The organism is Hafnia alvei, assembly GCF_964063325.1.
Classification (GTDB): domain Bacteria; phylum Pseudomonadota; class Gammaproteobacteria; order Enterobacterales; family Enterobacteriaceae; genus Hafnia; species Hafnia alvei_B.
This window is the reverse complement of record NZ_OZ061315.1, coordinates 2,156,298-2,177,594: the sequence shown is the minus strand read 5'-3', so window position 1 is coordinate 2,177,594 and position 21,297 is coordinate 2,156,298. Positions and strand designations below refer to the sequence as shown.

The following is a 21,297-nucleotide window of genomic DNA, read 5'->3' as shown; positions in this document are numbered from 1 at the left end:
TCTCCCGAATCAGTAACGGATTTTCGGATCGATGACGGCATAAAGCACATCGACAATCGCGTTAAACAGGATGGTCAGCGCGCCAACCAAAATGGTTAGGCTCAGCACCAAGGAATAGTCGCGGTTCAGTGCGCCGTTAACAAACAGCTGACCGATCCCCGGCAATCCATAAATAGTTTCGATAACCATCGAACCCGTAATTATACCGACAAAGGCTGGGCCTAAATACGAGAGCACTGGTAGCAACGCAGGTTTCAATGCGTGACGCAAAATAATGCGACGCATCGGTAAGCCTTTCGCCCGTGCGGTACGAATAAAGTTGGAATGCAAAACTTCAATCATGGAGCCACGGGTAATACGCGCGATGCTGGCGATATAAGCTAATGAGAGTGCCACCATTGGCAAAATCATAAACTTGAGCGCCCCGCCGTTCCACCCGCCTCCCGGCAGCCATTTCAGCTGAATGGCAAAAATTAACACCAATAACGGCGCAACCACGAAACTGGGGATGACAATACCGGTCATGGCCACCCCCATAACCGCATAATCCCATTTGCTATTTTGTTTTAGCGCAGCTAACACGCCTGCCGTCACACCAAAAACTACCGCCAATAAAAAGGCTGCAAAACCTAATTTGGCCGAAACAGGAAACGACGCGCTCACCAAATCATTAACGGAATAATCTTTATATTTAAATGAGGGGCCAAAATCACCGTGGCCTAATTGCACTAAATAATGTCCGTATTGTTTCCAGATAGGATCGTTAAGATGATATTTCGCTTCGATATTAGCCAAAACTTCTGGCGGCAAAGCGCGTTCACCGGTAAATGGGCTACCCGGCGCTAAGCGCATCATGAAGAATGAGATGGTGATCAGGATAAATAGCGTCGGTATCGCCTCAAGCAAGCGCCGAAAGATAAATTTTAACATTGCCCTAGCCCTGCACTTCAGCCTTATGGCTGATTATATTTTTGAAAAGTGGCGAGGTTACCCTGCCACTGCTACTTCTATATCGGCTATAAACGCCGTAGCCTTATTTGCTACGGCGTTGATAAATTTAGATATATTAGTGCTGAATAATGTACAAGTTTTTATCATATACGTTATCTTGCGGATCTTTACCGGTATAACCGCCTACATAGGGTTTCACCAGACGCGCATTAACGTAGTAATAGACAGGGACAATGGCAGAATCTTTATCAAGCTGCTGTTCAGCCTGTTGATAAACGGCGGCTCGCGCCTCTTTGCTGTTGGTTTGCAGTGCGCCAGCCATGATTTTATCAAAGGCTGCGCTCTTATAGTGAGGCGTGTTACTGCTGCTGTCAGACAGCATCATGTTCAGGAATGAACTTGGCTCGTTGTAATCGGCACACCAGCCCGCACGCGAAACATCATAGGTGCCCTGATGACGGGTATCCAAGAACGTTTTCCACTCTTGGTTTTCCAACTTAACGTTCACACCCAGATTTTTCTTCCAAATAGAAGCTGCGGCAATCGCCAGTTTTTTATGCAAATCGGAGGTGTTGTACAACAGGTTAAACGTCAGTGGTTTATCTGGGCCATAGCCCGCAGCGGCGAGTAACTTCTTCGCCTCTTCATTACGTTTTTCCTGTGACCAACCAAACCATTCAGGCGGGGTTAACTTAGCGCCATCGGTATAAGGAGGGGTAAAGCTGTAGGCTGGCAGATCGCCCTGGTTTTTGACTTTGTTAACGATAATATCGCGGTCCATCCCTAACTTAAGGGCCTCACGCACGCGCTCATCGTTAAATGGTGGCTTCTGGTTATTAATTTCATAGTAGTAAGTGCACAGATAGGGATCGGCTTTAACTTCCTGCGGGATCTCTTTTTTCAACTTCTGGAATAGTTCGATTGGCATATTATTATAGGTGACATCGATTTCGCCGGTACGGTAGCGGTTGACGTCGGTCACTTCAGAAGCAATAGGCAGGAACGTGACTTTATTAATAACGGTTTTCGCATTGTCCCAATATTCAGGGTTACGCTCTAAAACAATACGCTCGTTAACGACCCAATCTTTTAATTTATAAGCGCCGTTGCTCACGTAGTTTTCAGGCAGCGTCCATTTGTCGCCAAATTTTTCCACCACGGCTTTGTTCACCGGTTTCATGGCGTAATGCGACGTCATTTCTGCTAAATACGGTACGGGCTCGGTTAAGGTAATTTGGAAAGTTTTATCATCAAGCGCTTTCACGCCCAGCGTCGATTTATCTTTTTTGCCCGCAATAATGTCATCTACGTTTTCAACGTGAGCGTATTGCAGATAGCTGGCGTACGGCGATGCGGTTTTTGGATCAACAATACGCTGCCAGCTATAAACAAAATCTTCTGCGGTAACAGGCTGACCATTTGACCATTTGGCATCAGGGCGAATATGGAAAGTCCATACTTTAAAATCTTTATTGTCCCAACTCACCGCCGTGCCTGGGATAGTTTTCCCCTGAGGATCGTGCTGGGTTAAACCTTCCATCAAGTCATTAGTGACGTTGTTTTCGGGTACGCCTTCAATTTTATGCGGGTCTAATGACTGAACTTCAGAACCGTTATTTTTGACCAGCTCTTGTTTATCGGCCAGCTTAACACCGGCAGGAACATCCGCCGCCTGGACCTGCGCAATACTAAACATGCCCAATGCCGCCATAACGCTTACGGCCAGTAAATTCTTTTTGATGTGTTTGCTCATTGTATACCCACTCCCCTTTAATAAGATGTCCATGAGGACATGCCAACTTTTGTTAGCTTTATGGCCAGATCAGCAAGGAACGAAGTTGCCGACATGATAGGTGGTTTTAAAACGTCATTACTGTTTCAGATCTAGAACTTTTAGCGATAGCAATCTTTGACTCAGGTCAGACACAGAAATATTCAGCGGCGCTTTTTCTGGTAATGCTTCAGCACAAAGTTTTCTCATCAACGCTAAGCGCAGTGATTATGCCCAGAAGCTAACAGATGGTTAAAATCACTGCTAATTATTTTTATAGAAATGTTACGCAATTCTCTTTATTACGACTCTAGCCTTCTGACAGACTGCACTGAGGGAGGGGAAAGATCAATGATAACTCGCTGATATAACATAATATCTTTTCTTCAACCTATGTTATAAAGCAAATCATTCAGGCTTAAGGAAAGTTATGAAGTAATACATCGTTAAATTAACAAATGTAAGAAGATTCAACCATTGATGATCTTATGAGCATTCTATAAGCCCGTTAATAACGGGTTTCAGCAGAATGTTGTGATGTGATTTTTTGAACAAAATTTGTGCTCATTACGTCAATAAATCATCACGTAAGTAAAACAAACTTATTGAAATAACGCAGGTTTATGGCTGAAGTGCGAAACAACGCACTATTGAAGTAAGTATGCGGCCCAGTGAAAAAAACCGCCATCGGCAACGCCGACAGCGGTTTCATCATATCGTGATATTTGATGGGTTATAACAGTCCGGGGAATATAGATCGCAGGCCTGTAACAATAAATTCAATACCTAACGCCATTAATAGCAAACCCATGATTCGCGTGATGACGTTAATGCCTGTTTGACCGAGCAGGCGGACCAGCAACGGTGCAGCCCTAAATAGTAGCCAACAACAGAACGCAAACAGAATAATGGCCAGGGAAAACCCAAGCAGGTTTTGCCAACCGTGGTAGCGAGAACTCCAAACAATCGTTGAGCTGATTGCGCCGGGTCCAGCCATTAATGGCAATGCCAACGGTACAACGCCTACATTTTCTCGGATCGCAGTTTCTGATTTTTCTTGTTTATTCTGCTTATCTTCGCCCAGTTTCCCGCTAATCATCGACATCGCAATGGTCACCACCAAGATGCCCCCCGCAATACGGAAGGAATCAATCGAGATGCCGAAGAACATCAATATTGAATCGCCCAGCAATAAAGAAGAGATCAAAATGATGGCAACTGACGTATTGGCCGTCAGATTGGTTTTGTTGCGTGCCGCAACCGCCTGATAGCTCGTCATGCTAATAAACACCGGCAGAATACCTACTGGGTTTACCAACGCGAAGAGACCAACAAAAAACTTAATGTAACCAGATAAATCCAGCAAAGACTGGCTCACCATGCTCTCCAAAACCAGATTAATAATGCGACTGTCATTTTCAACATTGTCACTAGCAAACCCACTTGGTGAACAATGTTAGCAAATCACAATAGAAGTGATACGTTCTTGCGGCGTAATGTAATGGAAATAATGGCCCCGATCTATGCTCAATGTATTAATTTCTTACTCCATTTACTCAGAAGCGTAAAAAGAGGCTCATTGTTGCAAAATTGTTATTTTATCGATACTTCGCTGCAAAATTCGACGCTTTTGCCCGTTAATGATAAAGACTCTCAGTATCATATTGCTGAAAGGTGTCAGCTTGGCATTTTTGTGATTCAAATCACAAAACAACTACCTAAGAATGGGTAAGCTCAGAGTCACAGTAAAGGCCTGCTATTATCATCTGGCCCACTGATTAGCAGAAAGCCAAACCGTTCATGTTTCACACAGGCTTTACTTCTCCACTGCTAGCTAAGCTGTTTTAGCAAATCAGCCAACGGGAACTTTTCAGTAAGTGAAGTTTCTGAAAGAGAGCACATTTATCTGTCTATACTTGTTGCTTGTGCGGCTCATTGACTAAAAAAGTTTAACATTATCAGGAGAGCATTATGGCTGTAACCAATATCGCTGAACTAGATGCGTTAGTAGCACGTGTTAAAAAAGCCCAGCGTGAGTTTGCCAATTACACTCAAGAGCAAGTAGATAAAATCTTCCGCGCCGCCGCTCTGGCTGCTGCTGATGCCCGTATCCCGTTGGCTAAATTAGCCGTTGAGGAATCAGGTATGGGTATCGTGGAAGATAAAGTGATTAAAAACCACTTTGCATCCGAATATATCTATAACGCTTATAAAGATGAAAAAACCTGTGGCATCCTGTCTCAGGATGACACGTTCGGTACTATCACTATCGCAGAACCTATCGGTATCATCTGCGGTATCGTGCCAACAACTAACCCAACGTCCACGGCAATCTTCAAGGCACTTATCAGCCTGAAAACCCGTAACGGTATCATCTTCTCTCCGCACCCTCGTGCCAAAAATGCGACGAATAAAGCGGCAGATATCGTTCTGCAGGCAGCTATCGCAGCTGGCGCGCCAAAAGATATCATCGGCTGGATCGATCAACCAAGCGTTGAACTGTCTAATCAACTGATGCATCACCCAGACATTAACCTGATTCTGGCCACCGGTGGCCCGGGCATGGTTAAAGCAGCGTATAGCTCTGGTAAGCCTGCTATCGGCGTTGGTGCAGGTAACACACCGGTTGTTGTTGACGAAACTGCCGACATTAAACGTGTTGTTGCTTCTATCTTGATGTCTAAAACCTTCGACAACGGCGTGATCTGTGCTTCAGAACAGTCTGTTATCGTGGTTGACTCCGTGTATGACGCAGTACGTGAGCGTTTCGCCACTCACGGCGGTTACATGCTGCAAGGTAAAGAATTGAAAGCCGTTCAGGATATCATCCTGAAAAATGGCGGCCTGAACGCGGCTATCGTAGGTCAGCCAGCCACTGAAATTGCAAAAATGGCCGGCATTACTGTTCCAGCGACCACCAAGATCCTCATTGGTGAAGTGAAAGTTGTTGATGAGTCTGAACCATTCGCTCATGAAAAACTGTCTCCAACGCTGGCAATGTACCGCGCTAAAAACTTTGAAGAAGCTGTCACTAAAGCTGAGAAATTGGTTGAGATGGGTGGTATCGGCCATACCTCTTGCCTGTACACCGATCAGGATAACCAGCCTGAGCGTGTAAATTACTTCGGCGAAAAAATGAAGACTGCACGTATCCTGATCAACACCCCTGCTTCTCAAGGTGGTATCGGTGACCTGTATAACTTCAAACTTGCTCCATCTTTGACTCTGGGTTGTGGTTCTTGGGGTGGTAACTCCATCTCTGAAAACGTCGGGCCTAAACACCTGATGAACAAAAAAACCGTGGCGAAGCGAGCAGAAAACATGTTGTGGCATAAACTTCCGAAATCTATCTACTTCCGCCGTGGCTCTCTGCCAATCGCGCTGGATGAAGTAGCATCTGATGGTGCAAAACGTGCCTTCATCGTGACTGACCGCTTCCTGTTCAACAATGGTTACGCAGATCAGATCACTAAAGTCCTGAAAGGCCACGGTATCGAAACTGAAGTCTTCTTCGAAGTTGAAGCTGACCCAACGCTGAGCATCGTACGTAAAGGTGCAGAGCTGATGAACTCCTTCAAACCAGACGTGATTATCGCGTTGGGCGGTGGTTCACCAATGGACGCAGCGAAAATCATGTGGGTGATGTACGAACATCCAGAAACTCACTTTGAAGAACTGGCACTGCGCTTCATGGATATCCGTAAGCGTATCTACAAGTTCCCTAAAATGGGCGTGAAAGCGAAAATGATCGCCGTCACCACCACTTCAGGTACCGGTTCAGAAGTCACTCCGTTTGCCGTGGTCACCGACGATGCAACAGGCCAGAAATACCCACTGGCTGACTATGCATTGACACCAGACATGGCGATCGTTGATGCGAACTTAGTGATGAACATGCCAAAATCACTGTGTGCGTTCGGTGGTCTGGATGCCGTAACTCATGCTCTGGAAGCTTACGTTTCGGTTCTGGCTAACGAATACTCTGACGGTCAGGCTCTGCAAGCGCTGAAGCTGCTGAAAGAAAACCTGCCAGCAAGCTACCATGAAGGGGCTAAAAACCCAGTTGCACGTGAGCGTGTTCACAATGCGGCAACTATCGCAGGTATCGCTTTTGCCAACGCCTTCTTGGGTGTATGCCACTCCATGGCCCACAAGCTGGGTTCTGAGTTCCATATTCCACACGGCTTAGCAAACGCCCTGCTGATTTCTAACGTTATCCGCTACAACGCGAACGATAACCCAACTAAGCAGACTGCTTTCAGCCAGTACGACCGCCCTCAGGCTCGTCGCCGCTATGCTGAAATCGCAGACCATTTAGGTCTGAGCGCACCGGGCGACCGTACTGCTGCGAAGATTGAAAAACTGTTGGCATGGTTGGACAACATCAAGGCAGATCTGGGCATTCCAGCATCTATCCGTGAAGCTGGCGTTCAAGAAGCTGACTTCTTGGCTAAAGTTGACAAACTGTCTGAAGATGCATTCGATGACCAGTGTACAGGTGCTAACCCACGCTACCCGCTGATCTCAGAACTGAAGCAAATTCTGATGGATACTTTCTACGGCCGTGAGTTCAGTGAATCACTCGAAGCTGAAGCCGTAAAAGCACCTGCCGCCAAAGCTGAGAAAAAATCTAAGAAATAATTAGATTCTGTTATACGAAAACCCGCCGCTGGCGGGTTTTTTTGTGCCTATTGATACCCACTATTCTCTTAATGTCCTTCTATCATCATAAATAGAAATGCATATAAACGAACACGCAACTCAACATCCAAACATTGGACCTCACAGAGCAATATTCGGCCAGCACCGCGAATCTGATTTGGGATTAAAGATGGGGAATTAGGGAAATGAAATATAGAAGGCGTTAAAGATCGATGCCCTTACACCGGCAACGGCGTTGATATATAGCGAGAGTGGCATCATCAATGCGTAAACTTGAACTAAGGGGATTGGTTTATCATTCAGCACACGCCCTGAGAAGACGTGTGCATCAATATCTATACTTTGCCTACGCTCACACCGAGTATCACGCTAGCGCGTCTTTATAATGCTTACGACAGACTGAGACATAGCTTTCATTACCACCAATCACAACCTGCTCGCCGTCTTTTAACGCTTTACCGTGCTCATCTAGACGTAGCACCATATTTGCTTTGCGCCCGCAGTGGCAAATCGTTTTAAGCTCAACCAATTTATCAGCCCAAGCTAATAGATATTGGCTTCCGCCAAACAATTCACCGCGAAAATCGGTTCTCAGTCCATAGCACAACACTGGAATATCTAAGCTATCGACTACATCGGAAAGTTGATTAACCTGATCTTTGGTCAGGAATTGACACTCATCCACTAACACGCAGTTCACAGGCAAAAGATCATTTTCCTGCCGAATCATATCGAACAAAGGTGTTTCGCTATTATAAAGTTGAGCCTGTGAACTCAGACCAATACGCGAGCTAACTTTTCCCACACCAAAACGATTGTCAATTTCTGCGGTAAACACCAGCGTGCGCATTCCTCGTTCCTGATAGTTATAGGAAGATTGAAGTAACGCCGTTGATTTGCCCGCATTCATCGCTGAATAATAAAAATATAGTTGTGCCACAGCCTGCTCTAAGCCCCATATAGAATCGCGTAACTGGCCGGATTTTATCACAGCCAACGTCGCGATGATGGCATAAAATTATGAAAAAAAACGTCTAGCCAAAGACGTTATTCTTAAAGCCTGAATCTATATCAATATCTGATAAAACAATATTTTGTCTAAAAATGAGAGGGACACAACACTCTGTTAAGAAATGATGTCACACCGAACTCTGATTTTGCTAATTGATGGGATCGTTACTATAAAGGACTTTAGTACACTCGTTTTTCCGATAATTCTCACCGGTTTTTGCCTTATATTAGCAATGAGGAGTGTGACCAAGCTTAAAGATCTGTAGATTTAATCAACAAAAAATATCTACTGTGAAACATAACAATACCGTCAACACGATTATATTTTAATAGACTTCGGTTTGGCGCCCTAGCCTCTTTGAACCTGATGTTGTAATCTGAATAACAAGTAGCTATATTCGTTATAGTGTTTAAAGAAGCATTATTTGCTTATATTACGAAATATTTTGCTAATCTTACAAAATTCACTATTGCGTTAAATAAACTGGCACTCTATTATAATCGAGACGCCCCCCACCAATATAATTTGAGATTAGGACAATGAGCGAAGCATTAAAAATTCTGAACAACATCCGTACTCTTCGTGCTCAGGCTAGAGAATGTACTTTAGAAACTCTAGAAGAAATGCTGGAGAAATTGGAAGTTGTTGTAAACGAACGTCGTGAAGAAGATAGTCAGGCACAAGCTGAGATCGAAGAACGTACTCGTAAATTACAGCAATACCGCGAAATGCTGATTGCTGACGGTATCGATCCTAATGAACTGCTGCAAAGCATGGCTGCTGGTAAAGTAGCGGGTAAAGCAAAACGTGCTGCTCGCCCTGCTAAATACCAGTATGTTGATGAAAATGGCGAAACTAAAACCTGGACTGGCCAAGGCCGTACTCCAGCTGTGATTAAGCAAGCTATCGAAGAACAAGGTAAGTCTCTGGACGATTTCCTGCTGTAATCTTCTTCTAAGCATTACATCTAAATCTGTATAAATAGCCTCTTATGAGGCTATTTTTTTGCCCTTAATTCGTCTATGGTCTTATGCATCTAAACTCTGTTGTATAGCATTTCATTCTTTGCACTTAAATAAATTCGATTTTTAAAATCCATTTTGGATAGCATGGCACCAGAAGCCATACTACTGCCAGTAACAATATGGATCAGAAAACACCGTCTAGCACTACATGCCCTCTTCTGTGAATTTACAGCAGCGCTCCTACACCGCTGTAGGACTTATCTTTCACGCTGTAGTCATTCCTGTAATTACGCCCCTCTACATTAATTTCTCATCGTGGCAGTAGGTATGGAAACAGGTGATAACCATGCATTTAAAATACCTTAAATTGATAGTAAACATCTGAGTAATAAACAACAGTAACTATGGCTATATTGATATAATCAATCTTCAGTAAAGTTAATATTTTTTGATTTACTACCCAACATATACCACAAACAAGGTATGGGATTGTTCCCGTATCGCCTTAATTCAAGAGAAATGCTTTTTAGCGAGACATCATTATTAAAAAAGACTTATCTTTTGATGCTTCTAGGCGCTCTTTAGAAGGCTTGAGAAACCACGGGATGGGGATTAAATCAAAGAGGTCATACATTTAGTCATTATTTGCTTAGAAAATTATTTAAGTGGCCTCACATTGCTAAGATAGCTCGCATAAAAAAAGGATGCCTAGGCATCCTTTACAAAGTTTCTTTAGCCATGATGGCCTTTAGTCGTTCAAGTCTAACGACTTTAACCACGTGGTGAATTCTTTACCTAAAGAAGCGTGGCGCATGCCATATTCAACAAACGCCTGCATGTAACCCATTTTATTTCCGCAGTCATGGCTCAGACCTTTCAGATGATAAGCCTCAACGGTTTCTTTCTTCATTAACATCGCAATCGCGTCTGTTAATTGGATTTCTTCGCCAGCGCCTGGAGGTGTCTTAGACAGCAGTGGCCAAATCTCTGGTGATAGCACGTAGCGACCTACGATAGACAAGTTTGACGGTGCCTTATCGCGTGCCGGTTTCTCAACTACCGCTTTCATCGGAGTGCTCTCACCCGCCTTCAGCTCAACGCCGCTGCAATCTGCAACGCCGTAGTTAGAAACATCTTCCATCGGTACTGGCTCAACCATAATTTGGCTATGGCCTGTTGCTTCATAACGAGACAGCATCTCACTCAAGTTGTCTTTACTTAGATCGGAGGTGTACTCATCTAAGATCACGTCTGGCAGGATAACGGCAAATGGCTCATCGCCAACCAGTGGATATGCGCACAGGATCGCATGGCCTAAACCTTTCGCTAATCCCTGACGAACTTGCATGATGGTGACATGCTTAGGACAAATAGACTGCACTTCAGCTAGAAGCTGACGCTTAACGCGTTTTTCCAGCATTGCTTCTAATTCAAAACTGGTGTCGAAATGGTTTTCGATAGAGTTTTTTGAAGAATGTGTAACCAGAATTATTTCGTTAATCCCTGCAGCAATGCATTCATTCACAACATATTGGATCAGTGGCTTATCAACCAACGGCAACATTTCTTTTGGAATGGCTTTGGTGGCTGGCAACATACGCGTTCCTAGCCCTGCGACAGGTATTACGGCTTTTCTGATTTTTCTTACTGACGTTGACATACAACCTCTCTAATCGTTTAGCTCCGTGTTCATATCCATTTTATTCGGCGGACATGAATGCTAATTTCCAGCGCGAGTATACCAGTTCGTATTTTGTGCGCATTAAATTCAAAGTAATTGCAGACTGATTGGAGATATTACAAGCAACCAGCCTTTTAGATAAATAGCGACCCATTAACTGATTAAATTAAAAAGCAGATAAAGCTGAAAAGTCAGTGTTACGGTGAAGTCAGCATTAAACGCAGATGCCCACCCACGCCCCAGATTTGGCTCTGCCAATGACTACATCGCTGGCTAACCTGATTGACGTGAATTGACCCCATCGTGCCTAAAGGTACACCGCTATTGAGCTGGATCAGATTATCACCCGCATGAATTTTGGCATGTAATCCCGCAGAAACAAGAATCAGATTCTGTTGCTGAACATGATAATACCCAGCCAGCAAAGGAAATTGCCCTTCAAGGTTTGCCTGACGCAGCAGGTGGTTGACCTGTTTAAGAATGGTAGACATTTGAGGCAAGCGCAATTCCTGGTGAGCCAGCTGTTCTTGCAGCAACCCGTTAAAAATCGCCCGCACCATCAGTGCCGCCAAAATGCCGTTTTCTCCTGCTCGCGAAACATCTAAACAATAGAATGCGAGATCTTTACTGGATAACGGCGCAATGTCTAATACCAAACCTGAATTATTCAGAGACGTGAGCTGTCGATAATTAACCTTACAGCCACAAATGTTTTGTTGAACCGGCGGCTGTAACTGTTTTAGCAAACGCGCTGCATATTCAGGATCTTGGCTTAATAGCTCCCAATCATGGATAAACTCGTCTTTCTCTAAAGCCGGTGATTCAAATAGATCGGGATAAAAGCAAGATAAAAGCGTTTCCTGCAATCTGCTGAGATCGGTTATTGGCTTGAGCAATACATCACGAACACCAAGCCGCATTGCATTCGCAACGTCAGCCATTTCTTCAGTTGCAGAAATCACAACTACCGGTGTTTGAAAGCCTCGCTCTCTTAACCGTTTAATAAACTCGATCCCGCCCATTTCTGGCATCGCAAGATCGCAAAGGATTGCGTCTGGAGTGAACTCATCCAGTAAACCTAAGGCCTCTATTCCATTGGCTGCTTCTTGGACCAAAGCGCCTTGGGATTGGAGGTAGCCGGCCAGTACACAGCGAAAGACAGGGTCGTCTTCGACGATCATCACTCGCTTACTTTCCAGTGGCAACGCCATTAAGAACCTCCTTTCACTAGTGCTCCTTCTATTCTGGCTCAATATGCAGCCTTGTGCTGCATAGATATTTCTGGAATGACGCGTTTTGCGCACTATTACGCACATTTAACTAAAAGGTCTATTCGTTACAATTATTTATTAGCTACTGATTCAGAATATTATCTCAGCCACACTCCCTCATGGCGGCTGAGATAAGGATTCGATACCATAATCCCAATTCGTCTTTCAATAAGGTTCGACCACCATGATCCCCACCACATCTATACCGCTTGATAGCCATTCACCCTGCCCGTGTCAAAGCGGCAACGCCTTTGCCCAATGCTGTGAACCCATTATTAGCAGGCAACGTATGGCCGCTGAGCCCGAACAGCTGATGCGTTCACGTTACACCGCCTATGTGGTGCGCAACGCAGATTATCTGGTGGATACCTGGCATCCAGAATGTGGCATGGACAAACAACGCGCCGCGATTGAAGAGAGTTTTGCTGATACCGAGTGGCTAGGATTAACGATTGTTAAAACTGCCAGCGGTAAGAACAAGGATGAAGGCTTTGTTGAATTCTTCGCGCGTTACCATTCTGATGCCGAAAATCAAAATAATTCGATTCATGAATGTTCACGCTTTATTCGTTTGGATCAACGTTGGTATTATGTGGATGGAACCAAACCGCAGATCGGCAGAAACGATCCCTGCCCATGTGGTTCTGGCAAAAAATATAAGAAATGCTGTGATCAATAAGATCATCCGCAATAATAAAAATATCTAGACAGGAAACCAACACATGTCACAACCCGTTATTCAACGCAAAGTTCTCCGCACCATCTGTCCAGATGCGAAGGGGCTCATCGCCAAGATCACCAACATTTGCTATAAACACCAGCTTAATATCATTCAAAATAATGAATTCGTTGACCATCTCACCGGCCGTTTTTTCATGCGTACCGAACTGGAAGGTATTTTCAACGATGAGACGTTGCTGGCCGATCTGGATGGCGCACTACCCTCCGGCTCTGAGCGAGAACTTACGGTATCAGGCCGTCAACGCATTGTGGTGCTTGTCACCAAAGAGGCTCACTGCCTTGGCGACCTGCTGATGAAAAGTGCATTTGGGGGATTAGACGTCGAAATTGCAGCGGTCATTGGCAACCACTCCACGTTGCAATCGCTGGTTGAGCGTTTCGATATACCTTTCACGCTAGTCAGCCATGAAGGTCTCTCGCGTGATGAACATGACGCCGCCATGGTGGCTGAAATTAAAAAACATGCGCCCGACTACGTGGTGCTAGCGAAATATATGCGGATATTAACGCCTGACTTCATCAGTCACTTCCCCAACCAGATTATTAATATTCACCACTCTTTCCTTCCAGCTTTCATTGGCGCACGCCCATATCATCAAGCCTATGAGCGCGGTGTGAAGATTATTGGTGCAACCGCGCACTTCGTTAATAACGATCTCGATGAAGGTCCAATCATCATGCAAGACGTTATTAACGTTGACCACACTTATACCGCCGATGAAATGATGCGCGCAGGGCGCGACGTTGAAAAAAATGTGCTCAGTCGTGCACTGTACCGCGTGCTGGCACAGCGGGTATTTGTTTATGGGAATCGTACAGTTATATTCTGATTGGCGGTTTTTTCTCTGCTTTTTGTTCACACAAAAGGCGTTAAGTGCAAAAAAACGGCAAACAAAATATTTTTTACCTCCCAATGCTTTACAGCGCGGCGCGATTTGTTATTATGCGCCCCGCTTCCGGTGATAACGGAGCGATTAAAAATCTGGTGGGGTTCCCGAGCGGCCAAAGGGAGCAGACTGTAAATCTGCCGTCTCAGACTTCGAAGGTTCGAATCCTTCCCCCACCACCATCTCTTTTTCAGGATGAGATAAAAAAGCTGTTAGCCGCAGCTTTCCGGAGAAAACCGGGCAACAATTCGTAACCACGAATTTCGTGGTGGGGTTCCCGAGCGGCCAAAGGGAGCAGACTGTAAATCTGCCGTCTCAGACTTCGAAGGTTCGAATCCTTCCCCCACCACCATCCTTTCTTAGCTCCGCAATCCCAAACAAATACAAAGATCGCATATTCCCCACGGGGAAGGTCGAGAACCTTCGATTAAGGTTCGAGTTGAGCGCAGCGAAACAACGTCGCTTGCGACGGCCCGCAGGGCGAAGAGCGCAGCGATGAGTCATCCTTCCCCCACCACCATCCTTTCTTAGCTCCGCAATCCCAAACAAATATAAAAATCGCATATTCCCCACGGGGAAGGTCGAGAACCTTCGATTAAGGTTCGAGTTGAGCGCAGCGAAACAACGTCGCTTGCGACGGCCCGCAGGGCGAAGAGCGCAGCGATGAGTCATCCTTCCCCCACCACCATCCTTTCTTAGCTCCACAATCCCAAACAAATATAAAAATCGCATATTCCCCATGAGGAAGGTCGAGAACCTTCGATTACGCTCTCGATATAATTTTCTGTTCTCCATCATCCCCTTGAATTCCTAGCATCAATCCGCTATACCACTGCTTTTCTCTCAGCAGTAGGATATGTCATGCGTAACAATATCTGCGTTTTTTGCGGCGCCAGTGAAGGCACTCATCCAGCCTATTCCGATGCAGCTAAATTGCTTGGCCACACACTTGCGCAGCAAGGTCGTCGGTTAATCTATGGCGGCGGCAGCAAAGGGCTCATGGGTGTATTAGCTAATGCGGTCCTTGAGGCTGGGGGCGAAGTGCATGGCGTCATACCGCAGCGCTTAGTCGAAGCGGAAACCGCACACTATGGCTTAACCTCGCTGGATATTGTTCCCGATATGCATACCCGCAAGGCGCGCATGGCTGAGTTGTCTGATGGATTTATCGCCCTCCCCGGCGGCATCGGCACTCTAGAAGAGTTATTCGAAATCTGGACGTGGAGCCAAATCGGCTATCACAATAAACCTATTGCACTCATGGACGTTGCTGGCTATTACCAAAAACTCATCGAATTTTTACGCTACAGCGCCCAGCAAGGCTTTGTTCGTCAACTGTATGTCGATACGCTGGTCTGTTTAGAAGATCCTGCGGTAATCCTAAAAGAATTCGACCACTATCAACCACATAATTTGAACCGTTGGGACTAGTGGCTGACCGTGATTTTAGAATTGGTGGGCTTTCTGCTACTATTCATTCACAACTGTTGTTTAACAACGCTTTGTTAACATGAACGCTTCAATATGGCCTGCACTTATGAAATTTATCTCTTTTAATATCAATGGACTGCGTGCCCGTCCACATCAACTTGAAGCCATCATCGCAAAACATCAGCCTGATGTAATTGGCCTGCAAGAAACAAAAGTTCACGATGATATGTTCCCACTGGCTAATTTAGAGCATCTGGGGTATCACATTTTCTATCACGGTCAGAAAGGCCATTACGGCGTTGCGTTGCTGACAAAGGAAAAACCACTAGCCGTGCGCAAAGGCTTCCCGACCGATGAAGAAGATGCTCAGCGTCGTATCATCATGGCCGATATTGCTACGCCGACCGGCGTGCTCACGGTTATCGACGGTTACTTCCCTCAAGGCGAAAGCCGCGACCACCCCACCAAATTCCCTGCGAAAACTAAGTTCTATCAAGATTTACAGAACTATCTTGAGTCAGAACAGACACCTGCGGGACAAGTGATCGTTATGGGTGACGTAAATATTAGTCCAACCGATGAAGACATCGGTATCGGCGAAGAAAACCGTAAGCGCTGGCTACGCACAGGGAAATGTTCATTCTTGCCGGAAGAGCGTGAATGGATGGAACGCCTGAAAAACTGGGGGCTTATCGATACCTATCGCCAAGCCAACCCCGAGCGTAACGATCAGTTCTCGTGGTTTGACTATCGTTCGAAAGGCTTTGATGACAACCGTGGTCTGCGCATAGATTTAGTGTTAGCAAGCCAACCGCTGGCTGAAAAGTGCATTGATACCGGTATCGATTACGAAATTCGTGGTATGGAAAAGCCATCGGATCATGCACCAATTTGGGCTGAATTTAAGTTGGCGTAATGGAAATGACTGCATCTCATAATACGATCGATGTCGTTGCCGCCATTATTGAGTGCCGAGGAAAAATCTTGTTAGCTCAGCGTGGGGCAAGCAAAGATCAGGCTGGTTTGTGGGAGTTTCCCGGCGGTAAGGTCGAGATTGGCGAAACTCAGCCTGAAGCGCTGTGCCGTGAGCTGGCAGAAGAACTGTCGGTAAGATGCAGCGTGGCGGACTATGTCGCCAGCAGCACACTGAGACTTGAGAATAAAACCATCCATCTGCATGCTTGGCGCGTGCAGCATACCGAGGGTGAATTCACCGCCAACGAGCATGCTGCATTGGTATGGGTAACTCCGCAACAGGCCGAGTCTTATGATTTAGCCCCCGCTGATATCCCCCTGCTACACGCTTATCAACAAAAGTTAGCGCGGTTGTCGCAACAAGATGATGAGGCGTAGATAAGTAAAAAGGCCAGTGCTAAACGCTGGCCTTTTTAATTTCATTTGCCCAATAAGCCTTGGGATTTTTTGCAGCGGCTTGCTAACGTTGTGGCATCAACCTTTTTTCAACACAACCCACTTGAGATTATTGGTGCTCAATACATTTTTATCCGCTGAACACTGCAACAATACCCCTTCGGCCTTCACCACCGCACCTTCGGAATAGCTACGATTATCATAAATACAGCAGCGCGGACAATTCACATTGCTGTCGTTATTACTATAGCCATTGGTGTTATTAAGAATTTCTGGAGAAACCGGCACCACGACATCAATACCATTGTTGCGATTTGCCATCGCCGTGGCGCTGAGCAGTACCAACGGCAATACCCAGAATCCTATCGCACTCTTTTTCATGCCTTGTTCTCCTTTGCTTTTGGCTTATATTTTCGCTTGGCGCTTTTTTCAGCCGCCGGAGGTAAACCGCGAAACGCCTGAGGATTTCGATTACTTCTCGCCTGATCGATAAGCTGGTACAAAGTGCCCACCAGCGGCTGCATAAAGTCCTGATAGCGCCGTGTCTTTTCACTGATTTGTGTCAGCGTAGCTTCCCAATCTGCGGTCATATCAGGTCTTGCGGCAATTTCAGGCAAACAATGGATCAGTGCTCTGCCCGCTTCTGACGAATGTATATAGCGACCCTTTTTGTACAAAAATGTACGCCGGAACAATAATTCTATAATTCCAGCACGCGTAGCTTCGGTCCCTAAACCATCGGTCGCTCGTAGGATTTTCTTTAGCTCTTTATCTTGGACAAAACGAGCAATACCCGTCATGGCTGATAATAGCGTTGCATCGGTAAACGGACGCGGAGGCTGAGTTTGGCGCTCCATCAACTCACCTTTCTCGCATAGCAGTTCATCACCTTTGGCAACAACCGGCAGCGGCGAGCCTTCATCCTCATCATCCCGCTCTTTGGCACCCAGCAGAGCACGCCAGCCAGCTTCAGCAAGGAAGCGCGCTTTGGCAACAAATTTACCGTTGGCAATATCTAAATCGATAACGCATTTACGGTACATAGCATCCGGACAAAACTGCATCAGGTATTGACGCGCAACCAAGGTGTAAATTTTACGTTCATCGTCGCTTAAATTGATATTACCTGCACGCGCGGTTGGGATAATCGCATGGTGAGCATCAACTTTCTTATCATCCCAGCAACGATTGCGTTTGTCGGGATTAACGGCGGCAACCTGCTGTAGTTCTGGAACATGGGAGGCGATTGCGTTCATCACGGCATGGCGTCCAGCGAAATGCTCTTCAGGTAAATAGCGGCTATCGGAACGAGGATACGTAATCAGCTTGTGGGTTTCATACAGTCGCTGACAGAGATCTAACACCTGCTGAGCACTTAGGTTAAAGCGTTTTGAGGCTTCAATTTGCAGCGCTGAGAGCGAGAACGGCAGCGGTGCGGTTTCTGATTCCCGTTTATCATTATAACCGGTGACGATGGCTGGCTGGCCTTCAATCCGTTTGATCACGTGCTCAGCCAGAGCCTTATTCAGCAAGCGTCCTTCTTCATCCTGATGAGGCTCACACGATTCGCTCGGTATCCACATTGCCGTAAAACGCTCTTCCGCTGGCGTCACAATATGGGCTTTAACTTCGTAGAAATCCTTGCTGACGAAGTTTTCAATCTCTTCGTCACGGCGCACCACCAAACCTAATACCGGCGTCTGCACACGACCTACCGACAGCACTCCGTTATAACCCGCATTTCGGCCCAAAATGGTATAAGCACGGGTCATATTGATGCCGTATAGCCAATCTGCACGCGAGCGTGCCAGCGCGGACACGCAGAGCGGAATAAACTCGCGGTTATCACGCAGCCGCGAAACCGCACGTTCAACCGCCTGCGGGTTTAAGTCATTGATCAGACAACGCTGCACGGCTTGGCGTTTCTCGGGAGCCAGTTCTAGGTAATCTAAAACCTCGTCCACCAGCAACTGTCCTTCACGATCGGGGTCTCCCGCGTGAATAACCTGCTGGGCATCACCCAGTAATCGCTTAATGACGTTGAGCTGCTTAGCAACAGAAGGCTTAGGCTTTAGCTGCCATTTTTCAGGCACAATCGGCAGATCGGCTAAGTTCCAGCGCGCATAGCGTGTGTCGTAAGCATCTGGCTCCGCTTGTTCGAGCAAATGACCAACACACCACGTGACAGTGTCACCTGAACCACAAGAGATATACCCATCACCACGTCGATGGGGTTTTGGCAGCACGTCGGCAATCGCGCGCGCCAGGCTTGGTTTTTCCGCAATAAACAGACGCATCAGTCACCGTAAGTCTGGCTGGTCGCCAATAAATAGTCCTTAACTTCCGAATAATTGCCTCGGAAGACAATACGCCCCGCCTTCTTTTCCAGTTGATAGCGGTACATCGGGTCATAGTATTCTTGCAACAGCGGCACTAGCCACGCGAGATGCCCATCGCTGATACGCGTTTCACGTTGCTGAATAAGCGCCTGCTCTAGATAGAGTTTAAGTTTAGTATAACGTTCCATGCCCAAGCGCTTACGGATCGCAAACAAACCGTGATGCAGGTATTCAACGTAATTATCCCAACCTAAATCTCGCCCGTAGGCTCGCTCAAATTCAACGCGCATCAGATCAATGTACTCTTCCTGCAGTCGCACAACGCGGATTTCGAAGGGATCGTCCACCACCGCAACCGGCGCTCTTTGCATTTGATCGTAAAAACAGATCGGCAGATGATTTGAGCCAATAATTCGCCCCTCATCTTCGAGAAACCAGTGGCGTATGCCTCGATCTTGTTTCTTTAATAAATCGACTGCCAGACGATTTTCAAAATCGATCTGGCTGCTTTGTTTGACCAACGTGCGGCCAAACGATGAGCCTCGATGGTGGGCTACACCTTCTAAATCGATACCCGCCGCCAGCTCTCGCAGCATGCGGGTTTTACCACTGCCGGTATTGCCACCAATAAGCACCATCGGCAGCAATGATGCCTGCTCAGTGGCTTTCATCGCAAAAGTACGCAGCGCTTTATAGCCACCTTCAATCAGCGGATAGTCCACCCCGCTTTCATGTAGCCACTGCTGAACAATATGTGAACGCAACCCACCGCGAAAACAATAAATATAGCCTTCGGGGTAACGAGCACATTGTTCGCGCCATGCAGCAAGACGGGCCTCACGCACCGCGCCATAAACCAGTTCATTACCCAGTTTAATCGCCGCATCCTGTCCATGCTGTTTGTAACAAATGCCGACGGCTTCGCGCTCGCTGTCTAACATAAGTGGCAAGTTTTGCGCGCAGGGAAATGCTCCCTGAGCGAACTCAACGGGAGCACGAACATCAATTAAGGGGATATCATCAACCAAAATACGATGGTAATCCACGCCGTTGGCTCGCGAGTTAACGCGTGGATTGAACGGCAAAACCATTACTGCACCTCAATCAGAGGCTGTTCTGACTGGCGCGGATGGAGCTCACCGATGGCCGTTAGCGTCAGTCCAAAGCGATTGGCTACGTCTTGGATCTGAGCTTCTGCTTCTGGTAAAACAGCCAGTAACAAACCGCCAGAGGTTTGCGGATCGCACAGCAATTGGCGCTGTAAATCCGTCATTTCGCCCACCAAATGGCCATAGCTTTCAAAGTTACGGCCTGTTCCGCCCGGCACGCAGCCTTCATTAATATAGCTTTCGACATCAGGCAGTTTCGGTATTTGATCAAACCAGATAGTGGCTTGTAAACCTGAGCCTTGGCAAATTTCGCTGAGGTGACCAAGAAGACCAAAACCCGTTACATCGGTCATCGCCGTAACGCCCGCGATATCGGCGAAATCTGCGCCTGGTTTGTTCAGCTGACACATAGTCTCAGTGGCGACGCCCTGATGTTCTGGACGCAGCTTGCTTTTCTTCTCTGCGGTGGTTAACACACCGATACCCAGCGGCTTGGTCAGATAAAGCTTACACCCCGCCTGAGCAGCGCTGTTTTTCTTCACGCGATCGGTGCTTACCATGCCGGTGACAGCCAAGCCAAAAATCGGCTCCGGTGCGTCAATCGAGTGACCACCGGCCAGTGAAATACCCGCCTGTTGGCAAACAAAGCGTCCACCTTCAATCACTTGCTGCGCGATTTCTGGTGCTAGCTTATCCACCGGCCAGCCGAGAATAGCAATCGCCATAATCGGTTTTCCCCCCATCGCGTAGATATCACTAATCGCGTTGGTGGCGGCTATGCGGCCAAAATCAAAGGGATCGTCAACGATTGGCATGAAGAAATCGGTGGTACTGATGATCCCGATCCCGTTACCGATATCATAAACGGCGGCATCATCACGCGTTTCGTTGCCTACCAACAGATTTGGGTCAACAAATTTAGCGTGTTCACTGTGCAGAATGGTTTCTAACACTTTAGGGGAGATCTTACATCCACATCCCGCCCCATGGCTGTACTGAGTCAAACGAATGGCTGGCGCAGTCATATCTACTCCTTTCCATTTAATTTATGGATGCTATGTTAGCGCTTGAAGCCGAACTTAGTAAGGGAGTGAAGGAAATACCGG

17 protein-coding genes, 2 tRNA genes and 2 other RNA genes are annotated in these 21,297 nt (G+C 46.5%); 11 read left to right on the top strand and 10 right to left on the bottom strand.

What is annotated here, in order from left to right; genetic code table 11:
* Nucleotides 1-9 precede the first annotated feature (9 nt).
* The 3 genes from oppB to AB3Y96_RS10370 form a co-directional block, all read right to left on the bottom strand.
* Complete coding sequence (oppB, locus tag AB3Y96_RS10380; protein ID WP_025801186.1) at nucleotides 10-930, bottom strand: oligopeptide ABC transporter permease OppB; 921 nt, start codon at nucleotides 928-930, stop codon at nucleotides 10-12.
* Between the two features lie 136 nt (nucleotides 931-1,066).
* Nucleotides 1,067-2,704 carry an oligopeptide ABC transporter substrate-binding protein OppA gene (gene oppA, locus AB3Y96_RS10375; RefSeq protein WP_072307565.1) on the bottom strand — a complete coding sequence of 546 codons (1,638 nt, stop codon included), beginning with the start codon at nucleotides 2,702-2,704 and terminating at the stop codon, nucleotides 1,067-1,069.
* Between the two features lie 751 nt (nucleotides 2,705-3,455).
* Nucleotides 3,456-4,100, bottom strand: coding sequence for a YchE family NAAT transporter (locus AB3Y96_RS10370; RefSeq protein ID WP_025801184.1), 645 nt, complete (start codon nucleotides 4,098-4,100; stop codon nucleotides 3,456-3,458).
* Between the two features lie 593 nt (nucleotides 4,101-4,693).
* Here AB3Y96_RS10370 and adhE point away from each other — a divergent pair.
* Nucleotides 4,694-7,363: a bifunctional acetaldehyde-CoA/alcohol dehydrogenase gene (gene adhE / locus AB3Y96_RS10365; RefSeq protein ID WP_072307564.1), complete on the top strand. Its 2,670-nt coding sequence runs from the start codon at nucleotides 4,694-4,696 to the stop codon at nucleotides 7,361-7,363.
* A gap of 385 nt (nucleotides 7,364-7,748) precedes the next feature.
* Here adhE and AB3Y96_RS10360 read toward each other — a convergent pair whose 3' ends face one another.
* Complete coding sequence (locus tag AB3Y96_RS10360) at nucleotides 7,749-8,324, bottom strand: thymidine kinase (protein WP_072307563.1); 576 nt, start codon at nucleotides 8,322-8,324, stop codon at nucleotides 7,749-7,751.
* Nucleotides 8,325-8,935: 611 nt separating this feature from the next.
* On the opposite strand from AB3Y96_RS10360, the gene hns reads away from it, so the two are divergent.
* Entirely contained in the window at nucleotides 8,936-9,343 is a 408-nt protein-coding gene (hns, locus tag AB3Y96_RS10355) for a histone-like nucleoid-structuring protein H-NS (RefSeq protein WP_046459616.1), read from the top strand.
* Between the two features lie 766 nt (nucleotides 9,344-10,109).
* Here hns and galU read toward each other — a convergent pair.
* Both galU and rssB read right to left on the bottom strand, forming a co-directional pair.
* Nucleotides 10,110-11,021: a UTP--glucose-1-phosphate uridylyltransferase GalU gene (gene galU, locus AB3Y96_RS10350; protein WP_072307562.1), complete on the bottom strand. Its 912-nt coding sequence runs from the start codon at nucleotides 11,019-11,021 to the stop codon at nucleotides 10,110-10,112.
* Between the two features lie 218 nt (nucleotides 11,022-11,239).
* Nucleotides 11,240-12,253 carry a two-component system response regulator RssB gene (rssB, locus tag AB3Y96_RS10345; RefSeq protein WP_072307561.1) on the bottom strand — a complete coding sequence of 338 codons (1,014 nt, stop codon included), beginning with the start codon at nucleotides 12,251-12,253 and terminating at the stop codon, nucleotides 11,240-11,242.
* A 244-nt stretch (nucleotides 12,254-12,497) separates the two neighbouring features.
* Between rssB and AB3Y96_RS10340 the strand changes: the two genes are divergently transcribed.
* The 9 genes from AB3Y96_RS10340 (at nucleotide 12,498) to AB3Y96_RS10300 (ending at nucleotide 16,725) form a co-directional block, all read left to right on the top strand.
* Complete coding sequence (locus AB3Y96_RS10340) at nucleotides 12,498-12,992, top strand: YchJ family protein (protein ID WP_367299123.1); 495 nt, start codon at nucleotides 12,498-12,500, stop codon at nucleotides 12,990-12,992.
* Nucleotides 12,993-13,035: 43 nt separating this feature from the next.
* On the top strand, nucleotides 13,036-13,884 hold the full coding sequence (gene purU / locus AB3Y96_RS10335; RefSeq protein ID WP_072307559.1) for a formyltetrahydrofolate deformylase: 849 nt from the start codon (nucleotides 13,036-13,038) through the stop codon (nucleotides 13,882-13,884).
* 154 nt (nucleotides 13,885-14,038) lie between these two features.
* A tRNA-Tyr gene (locus AB3Y96_RS10330) sits at nucleotides 14,039-14,123 on the top strand.
* Nucleotides 14,124-14,208: 85 nt separating this feature from the next.
* A tRNA-Tyr gene (locus tag AB3Y96_RS10325) sits at nucleotides 14,209-14,293 on the top strand.
* 40 nt (nucleotides 14,294-14,333) lie between these two features.
* Nucleotides 14,334-14,461: non-coding RNA, RtT sRNA (locus tag AB3Y96_RS10320), on the top strand.
* A 40-nt stretch (nucleotides 14,462-14,501) separates the two neighbouring features.
* Nucleotides 14,502-14,629: non-coding RNA, RtT sRNA (locus AB3Y96_RS10315), on the top strand.
* 173 nt (nucleotides 14,630-14,802) lie between these two features.
* Complete coding sequence (locus AB3Y96_RS10310) at nucleotides 14,803-15,372, top strand: TIGR00730 family Rossman fold protein (RefSeq protein WP_367299122.1); 570 nt, start codon at nucleotides 14,803-14,805, stop codon at nucleotides 15,370-15,372.
* A 106-nt stretch (nucleotides 15,373-15,478) separates the two neighbouring features.
* The gene (xthA, locus tag AB3Y96_RS10305; RefSeq protein ID WP_367299121.1) at nucleotides 15,479-16,288 is read left to right on the top strand and encodes an exodeoxyribonuclease III; all 810 of its coding nucleotides are present in this window, start codon (nucleotides 15,479-15,481) and stop codon (nucleotides 16,286-16,288) included.
* Between the two features lie 5 nt (nucleotides 16,289-16,293).
* Nucleotides 16,294-16,725: a pyrimidine (deoxy)nucleoside triphosphate diphosphatase gene (locus AB3Y96_RS10300; protein WP_139130877.1), complete on the top strand. Its 432-nt coding sequence runs from the start codon at nucleotides 16,294-16,296 to the stop codon at nucleotides 16,723-16,725.
* Nucleotides 16,726-16,821: 96 nt separating this feature from the next.
* Here AB3Y96_RS10300 and AB3Y96_RS10295 read toward each other — a convergent pair whose 3' ends face one another.
* The 4 genes from AB3Y96_RS10295 to selD are packed head-to-tail and all read right to left on the bottom strand — an operon-like array spanning nucleotide 16,822 to nucleotide 21,216.
* A complete protein-coding gene (locus AB3Y96_RS10295) occupies nucleotides 16,822-17,124 on the bottom strand; it encodes a DUF1496 domain-containing protein (RefSeq protein ID WP_367299120.1) in 303 nt (100 codons plus the stop codon).
* Nucleotides 17,121-19,040: a DNA topoisomerase III gene (locus AB3Y96_RS10290; RefSeq protein WP_367299119.1), complete on the bottom strand. Its 1,920-nt coding sequence runs from the start codon at nucleotides 19,038-19,040 to the stop codon at nucleotides 17,121-17,123. Before AB3Y96_RS10290 ends, AB3Y96_RS10295 begins: the two co-directional genes overlap by 4 nt.
* A complete protein-coding gene (gene mnmH, locus AB3Y96_RS10285; RefSeq protein ID WP_367299118.1) occupies nucleotides 19,040-20,173 on the bottom strand; it encodes a tRNA 2-selenouridine(34) synthase MnmH in 1,134 nt (377 codons plus the stop codon). Before mnmH ends, AB3Y96_RS10290 begins: the two co-directional genes overlap by 1 nt.
* Entirely contained in the window at nucleotides 20,173-21,216 is a 1,044-nt protein-coding gene (selD, locus tag AB3Y96_RS10280) for a selenide, water dikinase SelD (RefSeq protein WP_367299117.1), read from the bottom strand. The genes mnmH and selD overlap by 1 nt, the downstream gene beginning before the upstream one ends.
* Between the last annotated feature and the right edge of the window lie 81 nt (nucleotides 21,217-21,297).

What these genes read in the sequence shown, in the direction of transcription:
- hns (WP_046459616.1), top strand. Translation starts at nt 8,936, where the DNA reads ATGAGCGAAGCATTAAAAATTCTGAACAACATCCGTACTCTTCGTGCT.
- mnmH (WP_367299118.1), bottom strand. Translation starts at nt 20,173, where the DNA reads ATGGTTTTGCCGTTCAATCCACGCGTTAACTCGCGAGCCAACGGCGTG.
- AB3Y96_RS10310 (WP_367299122.1), top strand. Translation starts at nt 14,803, where the DNA reads ATGCGTAACAATATCTGCGTTTTTTGCGGCGCCAGTGAAGGCACTCAT.
- AB3Y96_RS10340 (WP_367299123.1), top strand. Translation starts at nt 12,498, where the DNA reads ATGATCCCCACCACATCTATACCGCTTGATAGCCATTCACCCTGCCCG.
- oppB (WP_025801186.1), bottom strand. Translation starts at nt 930, where the DNA reads ATGTTAAAATTTATCTTTCGGCGCTTGCTTGAGGCGATACCGACGCTA.
- selD (WP_367299117.1), bottom strand. Translation starts at nt 21,216, where the DNA reads ATGACTGCGCCAGCCATTCGTTTGACTCAGTACAGCCATGGGGCGGGA.
- xthA (WP_367299121.1), top strand. Translation starts at nt 15,479, where the DNA reads ATGAAATTTATCTCTTTTAATATCAATGGACTGCGTGCCCGTCCACAT.
- purU (WP_072307559.1), top strand. Translation starts at nt 13,036, where the DNA reads ATGTCACAACCCGTTATTCAACGCAAAGTTCTCCGCACCATCTGTCCA.
- adhE (WP_072307564.1), top strand. Translation starts at nt 4,694, where the DNA reads ATGGCTGTAACCAATATCGCTGAACTAGATGCGTTAGTAGCACGTGTT.
- AB3Y96_RS10290 (WP_367299119.1), bottom strand. Translation starts at nt 19,040, where the DNA reads ATGCGTCTGTTTATTGCGGAAAAACCAAGCCTGGCGCGCGCGATTGCC.
- AB3Y96_RS10295 (WP_367299120.1), bottom strand. Translation starts at nt 17,124, where the DNA reads ATGAAAAAGAGTGCGATAGGATTCTGGGTATTGCCGTTGGTACTGCTC.
- galU (WP_072307562.1), bottom strand. Translation starts at nt 11,021, where the DNA reads ATGTCAACGTCAGTAAGAAAAATCAGAAAAGCCGTAATACCTGTCGCA.
- oppA (WP_072307565.1), bottom strand. Translation starts at nt 2,704, where the DNA reads ATGAGCAAACACATCAAAAAGAATTTACTGGCCGTAAGCGTTATGGCG.
- rssB (WP_072307561.1), bottom strand. Translation starts at nt 12,253, where the DNA reads ATGGCGTTGCCACTGGAAAGTAAGCGAGTGATGATCGTCGAAGACGAC.
- AB3Y96_RS10300 (WP_139130877.1), top strand. Translation starts at nt 16,294, where the DNA reads ATGACTGCATCTCATAATACGATCGATGTCGTTGCCGCCATTATTGAG.